This is a genomic window from Sutcliffiella rhizosphaerae, from assembly GCF_917563925.1.
GTDB lineage: Bacteria > Bacillota > Bacilli > Bacillales > Bacillaceae_I > Sutcliffiella_A > Sutcliffiella_A rhizosphaerae.
Map to the genome: position 1 here is coordinate 1 of NZ_CAKJTJ010000071.1, position 6,249 is coordinate 6,249.

A 6,249-nucleotide genomic window follows, 5' to 3' on the forward strand; every position below is an offset into this window, starting at 1 on the left:
CTCGAAAATGCTGACACATTTTCTTCGTGCGATGAATGGCTGCCGAAGCCTTCCTTGTCCTGCGGGAGGAAGGGACATGGGAAACCCCACAGGGCGCAGCCCGAGGAGGTTCCCGGACCGCGGAAAGCGAAGCGTCTAAAACGAAGATCAACAGTCAAATGCAAATTTAAAAATAATTTGGGTTTGTCAACAGTCTGATAGCACCATTCAAGGTACTATTTTTTCTACAGATCACTATGCAGCAACAGATGAATCTTTACTTTGCACTTTTCTCGTAATAGAGAAAACAGCACATATCAAGGCTAAAATAACAAGGACAGCACCAAACCAGGCTGTGTGAGACACGGTACCTGTTTGACTTAAGACAAGCCCACCAAATGCGGAGCCAAGCGAGATACCAATTTGCAGAGCTGAATTATTGAAGCTTTGTTGAATATCAGATGTTACAGGATCTGTTTCAATCAAGTAGCTTTGTTGCGGCGGGGCTAAACTCCAGCTCAATGCTGCCCAAATCATCATTACCGGAATGAATAGGATCATTGAAAAGGTGGAGAATGGTAATAGGAATAGCACGACAGCAAAGGACAAGATCACCATAATGATGCTTTTATGCGTTCCAATGGAATCGGATAGGATTCCTCCAAATGCTCCACCGCTTACTGCGGCAATCCCAAATAAAAGGTAAAAAAGACTAATCCAATTGGCACTTAAGTGAAGCTCAGCTTCTAAAAATGGGGTGAAATACGCATAGAGCGTATAATGGCCAGCTAGCATAAACATGGTTGCTAGGTGGGCGCTTCCAATTTTCAAGCTGCCGACTGCCTTCAGTTGCTTAGAAAGTGGGACGGTTTTTTCGCCAGGTATTTTCCCCAAAAAGATGGATATCAGTATAAAGGAACCAATAGACAATAGGGCGATTCCAAGAAAAATAACACGCCATCCTAAAGCATCAGAAATGAGAATACCAAGTGGTACGCCCATAACAAGTGATGAGCTTATCCCCATATAAATAAGGCCAAGCGCTTTTGCTCGGTGCGATGGTGCAACGATTTTTGCTGCAATCGTTAAGGATAAAACAACAATAAGGGCCGTACTCATCGCACTTAGAACTCTTGCAAACATCATAAACGTAAAGGTGGAACTATAAAAGGTTAGAATATTACTAATGAAAAATATAAATAAAGAGATAAGATATAGTTTTTTTCGTTCTATTTTGCTTGTTAAGACGAGTAATACAGGACCAGAAATAGCATAAATCAAGGCAAAAATAGTAATGAGCTGTCCTGCTGAGCTTAATGTAACATTTAGATCATCAGCAATTGTCGGCAAGATACCTCCAATAATTAATTCAACGAGCCCAACAGCAACCGTTGATAAGGCAAGGATAAAAACTCGAACATTCATTTCTTACAGTACATCCTTTCTATAGAAAAGTTAGAAAACATAAAAAAATCCTGATTACAAAAAATGAGTGTTCATTTTCTGTAATCAGGATTTTAAGGTTCCTGGTAGAGACCCTCATGCCATATTCTGAGGTTATACAGGTTTACTATTCATTTGATATAAGCAAGATACTTTGATTAGTTTACAAGCTATTACCTTACTTTTCAAGTGTAAATTAACGGTAATGCTAGGTTTGTTAATTGTTATTAAACAAACGGAAGAAACTTGTATAATATAATCATAAGCTTAAAAAGATAGAGGGTATAAAAATGGATAAGGAAACAGCTAAAAACATAAGGAAAAGTTTAACAGCTGATTGTACAAAATGCTTTGGACTTTGCTGCACGGCGCTTAATATTGTACCGTCGAGTGATTTTCCAATTAATAAGCCCGCGGGGATACCTTGTGTTAATTTACAATCTGATTATAGTTGTCAAATCCATAGCAGCCTACGAGAGAAGGGCTATAAAGGCTGTACAGTATTTGATTGTTTAGGAGCAGGACAAGTTGTGTCACAGGTTACTTTTAAAGGTCAAAGCTGGCGAGATTATTCAGAAGTAAGAGATAAAATGTTCCGAGTGTTTCCGATTATGGAGCAAATACATGAAATGATTGCATATACGTCAGAGGCTTTATCGTATGACATTCCCAATGTGTTTTCTGAAAAATTGAGCGTGCAATTAGAAGAATTACAGGACTTAACAGCGCTTGATGCAGAACAATTACTAGCACTTGATCTTGTGACGTACCGATTTCCGTTAAATCAACTACTATCTGAATCCAGTAAGTATATTAGAGAGCATTTAATTGCGAAGCTGCCTGGCACTAAAAATAGTAAAAACTATAATCACGAAAGAGCAGATTGGGTTGGCAAAAAATTGAGCGGGACAGACTTACGAGCAGTGGATTTAAGGGGAGCATATTTGATTGCTGCAGAGATGAGGAGTGCAGATTTAAGAGGAGCTGACTTTATTGGAGCTGATTTACGTGATGCTGACTTGAGGGGAGCAAATTTGTCTACAGGTATTTTCTTAACTCAAATGCAAGTAAATTCAGCCAAAGGGGATAGGAAGACAACGTTACCCGCTCACATACAACGCCCATCACATTGGGATCAGTGATTTATAAAATAATAGTTGGGGTGAAAGCATGAAATATACCTGTCCATGCTGTGGTTATAAGACATTAGAGGAAGAACCACCAGGTACATACGAAATCTGTGAAATCTGTTTTTGGGAAGACGATGCCTACCAATATAAATATCAGAACGAGACAGGGGCTAATGATGTATCTTACCGTGAAGCACAACGAAATTTTTTGAAATTCGGTGCAATAAGTGAGAGGAGTTTGGAATTTGTAAGACCTCCACATGAGTCAGATATAAAAGACCCTAATTGGAAATAAGCAAGAAAACCTCGATAAATTATTTTAGTGAGTAGAACATTAAAAATGGGAGCTCTCCCCCATTTTTTTCTGTTACAAAGGCCGATCCTACATTGCTAAATCTTGACTTTCTCCCTACATAATTTACTGTATAGTCAATTTCAATCATAATTGAATTTACATCCCCCATTTTTTGAATGAAAAGTTGTGGAGTGAGATGAAATAAATTATGATTTTTAAAAATAGAGGTGAACAACATGCAGGGGAAAATGGCTCCTTATATGATATTACTCGCAGCAATCCTTTGGGGGACAACTGGGACTGCTCAAGCTCTCGCACCTGAAGCGGCACATCCGATAGCCATTGGCACCATTCGCTTAGTAGTTGGTGGGTTATTTTTGTTGATATTCGCCATTTTTACAGGAAATTTACGTACGACGAATTGGCCAATAAAGGCAACAATAGTAGCTTCTTTAAGCATGGCGTTGTACCAACCATTATTTTTCTCGGCTGTTACCATCACTGGTGTGGCAATTGGAACGGTTGTAGCGATAGGAAGTGCACCGATTTTAGCGGGATTTATAGAGTGGGTTTTTGGTAAAAAGCGTCCGTCTCTAATCTGGTGGGCTTCTACCTTCTTGTCTATCACAGGTTGTGTCATGCTTTTTCTAAATAATGAATCCATATATGTGGACCAGACTGGTATATTAATGGCATTGGGTGCTGGATTGTCGTTTGCCGTTTATACGCTTGTAAGCAAGGTAATAGCGGAGAAGCAGTCATCACTTTCAGCCGTTGCGGTTGTTTTCACACTAAGTGCTGTCATCCTCTCTCCCCTATTATTTATTTATGACTTGTCATGGCTTGCAAGTACTGGTGGAATTAGCGTGAGTCTTCACCTTGGAATAATGGCAACTGGGATTGCTTATTTTCTTTTTGCCAAAGGTCTAACTCATGTATCATCTTCAACAGGTGTCACCCTTGCATTAGCAGAGCCGTTAACAGCAGCTCTATTAGGAGTTTTTTTATTAGGGGAATACTTAAACGTTACTTCTTGGGTAGGAATTTCCTTATTATTGATAGGAATTGGCATATTAATATGGTCGTCAAAAAATGCAGATATCAAAAATGATAAGCAGATAGAAAAGGGGATTTAATTCGATGGCAAAAATAGAAGACTTTCTAAACATAGATATTCGCGTTGGCACCATTATTCATGCAGAAGATTTCCCTGAGGCAAGGAAACCAGCACTAAAACTAAAAATCGATTTTGGAGAAGAGATTGGCATTAAACAGTCTTCGGCTCAAATTACACGTAGGTATGATTCAGAACAGCTTATTGGTCGGCAGGTGGTAGGAGTAGTCAATTTCCCGGCAATGCGCATTGCTGGGTTTAAGTCTGAGGTGTTGGTCCTTGGCGGTGTTCCGGAAGACGGAGATGTGGTTCTTTTAAAGCCTGATGAACTTGTTAGGAATGGAACGAAAATCTCATAAGAAAAGAGGTCATTCATGTATAGCAAAATCTCAGAAGGTAGAATACAAATAAAAGGGAAACTGACCGAGGAAGAGGTACACGAATTATTACATACTAGTGAACTTGAAGTGATACAGTTTCAGAGTGAGGTAGAGCTAGATACGTTCCAACTGTTAAATGATATTTTATTTTCTGTTCGTGATGATATTGTCCTTCGTGTGTATGGTTTTTCTCACTCTAGTTGTGACTTTTGTTTTCTAGAAAAGCTTCCAAACCTATCACGCTTTTGTGCAGAGTGTTATGAGATGGTGGAAAATATAGGAGCTCTCTCATACTTAAAGAAGTTGAAGGAATTGGAATTAAGTATTTTTAATCTTGAAAGCTTTGATATTTTTACGAAAATACCAAATACACTAGAAGAGCTAGTTTTAGGAGAAACGAAATCAAAAAAGCCTAATTTAGCTGTTTTAGAAAGATTTGAAAAGCTGCAGAAGCTCTTTATTGTAGGACATAAGAAGAATATTGACGTGATCAGTAAATTGGAGAATCTAGAGGAATTAGCACTTACCTCTGTTACGACTGAGAATTTGGACTTTTTATTACCTCTGAAAAAGTTGTGTTCTTTAACTATTAATTTAGGTGGTATACATAACTTTTCAGCCATTGAAGGATTAGGAAATATCTCGTATCTGGAGTTATTTCAAATAAGAGGATTAAGCGATCTTTCGTTTATATCCACAATCACTGGACTGCAATACTTATCCCTTCAAAATCTACCGAATGTAAACGTATTGCCCGACTTAAGCAATCTTTCAAAATTGAAGAAAGTGGCACTAGAAAGCATGAAGGGGCTAAAGGACTTAAGTAGTTTAGAAAACGCAGCAGCCTTAGTAGAATTTACACACTGGTCAGCCATGAATATGAATATTGATGATTATGTACCACTTTTACAACATCCGTCGTTAGAAAGAGTTTCCGTAGGGTTTGGAAGTGATAAAAAGAATCGTCAGTTTGAAAAGTTAGCAGAGGAATATGGCAAAACAGGGGATATTATATGGCATAATAAAAAGTTTTTTTATAGATAAGATGCTCACCACAGTGTTGAAAGCTGTGGTGTTTTTTATGTCATATAGGACGGAAGTGTTTTTAGATAAAACAACAAAAAAATAGTAAAAAATAATATAAATTTATTGTAATTCAATAAACAAATGGTTATTATTAAGAAGCTTCAGATAGTTTTAGCTAGGAGGGACCGTTATGTCATTATTTTTATTATTGGGTCTTTTGGGGATGATCCTCTTTTTGTGGTTTAAAAGACCAATACTAGACAAACAAGCTGAGAATAATAAATTGGTAGATAAATTAAGTAAGGCTACATGGTTTCAATCTTTTTGGTTTGCAGGGCTATTCTTATTTTGCATGAATGGTGTTCTATTCTTCTTAGCTGGACTTGGACTTTTTATATTGGGGTATTTCACCATTCCATTTGTTCATTTACTTGTGATGGTTCTGGCGGTATGTGTAAGCATTTATTTATGGATTTCCGTCAATAAGGCTTGGCAAGGTACGAAGAGTAACCGTCTCAAGATGAGTATTATTGGAAGCAGCTTTTACCTTATTTTGACGTTTATATTTGCCTATTTGTACATAACACTAGAGCCAACTTATCCTGGGGAAGATATTTTTATGGCTGCTATAGGCTTATTTTTCGCCATTATTGTAACACTTACAGCATCCATTACGTGTTTTATCATCACGGGGTTTGGAAAGAAGAAAGTGGCCAATTCGTAGAAGCTACGAATGGGGGCTGGGACAAAAATGTTTTAGTCTAAGACAAAACCGAACTTATTTGAGTGATTGATCAAATATGTTCGGTTTTTTAGTATAAAAATATGCTTTTATTTTTTAGATTACACTAGCGGTTGATTGGAGGGCAAGACGTAGACTCC

General features: G+C 37.8%; 7 protein-coding genes and 1 riboswitch. Of the genes, 6 read left to right on the forward strand and 1 reads right to left on the reverse strand.

The features are described from left to right. Positions 1 to 234: 234 nt before the first annotated feature. Positions 235 to 1,404, reverse strand: a complete 1,170-nt coding sequence (locus LRP81_RS22800) for an MFS transporter (protein ID WP_230505458.1) — start codon at positions 1,402 to 1,404, stop codon at positions 235 to 237. Between the two features lie 61 nt (positions 1,405 to 1,465). Next, a riboswitch (purine riboswitch) is annotated at positions 1,466 to 1,564 on the reverse strand. A gap of 148 nt (positions 1,565 to 1,712) precedes the next feature. Between LRP81_RS22800 and LRP81_RS22805 the strand changes: the two genes are divergently transcribed. From LRP81_RS22805 to LRP81_RS22830, 6 genes are all read left to right on the forward strand, one after another. Next, positions 1,713 to 2,564 carry a pentapeptide repeat-containing protein gene (locus LRP81_RS22805; RefSeq protein ID WP_230505460.1) on the forward strand — a complete coding sequence of 284 codons (852 nt, stop codon included), beginning with the start codon at positions 1,713 to 1,715 and terminating at the stop codon, positions 2,562 to 2,564. Between the two features lie 28 nt (positions 2,565 to 2,592). Further along, the gene (locus LRP81_RS22810; RefSeq protein ID WP_230505462.1) at positions 2,593 to 2,847 is read left to right on the forward strand and encodes a CPCC family cysteine-rich protein; all 255 of its coding nucleotides are present in this window, start codon (positions 2,593 to 2,595) and stop codon (positions 2,845 to 2,847) included. Between the two features lie 236 nt (positions 2,848 to 3,083). Continuing rightward, complete coding sequence (locus tag LRP81_RS22815) at positions 3,084 to 3,983, forward strand: EamA family transporter (protein ID WP_230505464.1); 900 nt, start codon at positions 3,084 to 3,086, stop codon at positions 3,981 to 3,983. Between the two features lie 4 nt (positions 3,984 to 3,987). Then, on the forward strand, positions 3,988 to 4,320 hold the full coding sequence (gene csaA, locus LRP81_RS22820; protein ID WP_230505466.1) for a chaperone CsaA: 333 nt from the start codon (positions 3,988 to 3,990) through the stop codon (positions 4,318 to 4,320). Positions 4,321 to 4,335: 15 nt separating this feature from the next. After that, positions 4,336 to 5,385 carry a leucine-rich repeat domain-containing protein gene (locus LRP81_RS22825; protein WP_230505467.1) on the forward strand — a complete coding sequence of 350 codons (1,050 nt, stop codon included), beginning with the start codon at positions 4,336 to 4,338 and terminating at the stop codon, positions 5,383 to 5,385. Positions 5,386 to 5,557: 172 nt separating this feature from the next. After that, entirely contained in the window at positions 5,558 to 6,091 is a 534-nt protein-coding gene (locus tag LRP81_RS22830; RefSeq protein ID WP_230505469.1) for a hypothetical protein, read from the forward strand. Positions 6,092 to 6,249: the final 158 nt, after the last annotated feature.

Bases quoted from the DNA above. Each gene is read 5' to 3' on its own strand.
- LRP81_RS22800 (WP_230505458.1), bottom strand. From the start codon at position 1,404: ATGAATGTTCGAGTTTTTATCCTTGCCTTATCAACGGTTGCTGTTGGG.
- LRP81_RS22805 (WP_230505460.1), top strand. From the start codon at position 1,713: ATGGATAAGGAAACAGCTAAAAACATAAGGAAAAGTTTAACAGCTGAT.
- LRP81_RS22810 (WP_230505462.1), top strand. From the start codon at position 2,593: ATGAAATATACCTGTCCATGCTGTGGTTATAAGACATTAGAGGAAGAA.
- LRP81_RS22815 (WP_230505464.1), top strand. From the start codon at position 3,084: ATGCAGGGGAAAATGGCTCCTTATATGATATTACTCGCAGCAATCCTT.
- csaA (WP_230505466.1), top strand. From the start codon at position 3,988: ATGGCAAAAATAGAAGACTTTCTAAACATAGATATTCGCGTTGGCACC.
- LRP81_RS22825 (WP_230505467.1), top strand. From the start codon at position 4,336: ATGTATAGCAAAATCTCAGAAGGTAGAATACAAATAAAAGGGAAACTG.
- LRP81_RS22830 (WP_230505469.1), top strand. From the start codon at position 5,558: ATGTCATTATTTTTATTATTGGGTCTTTTGGGGATGATCCTCTTTTTG.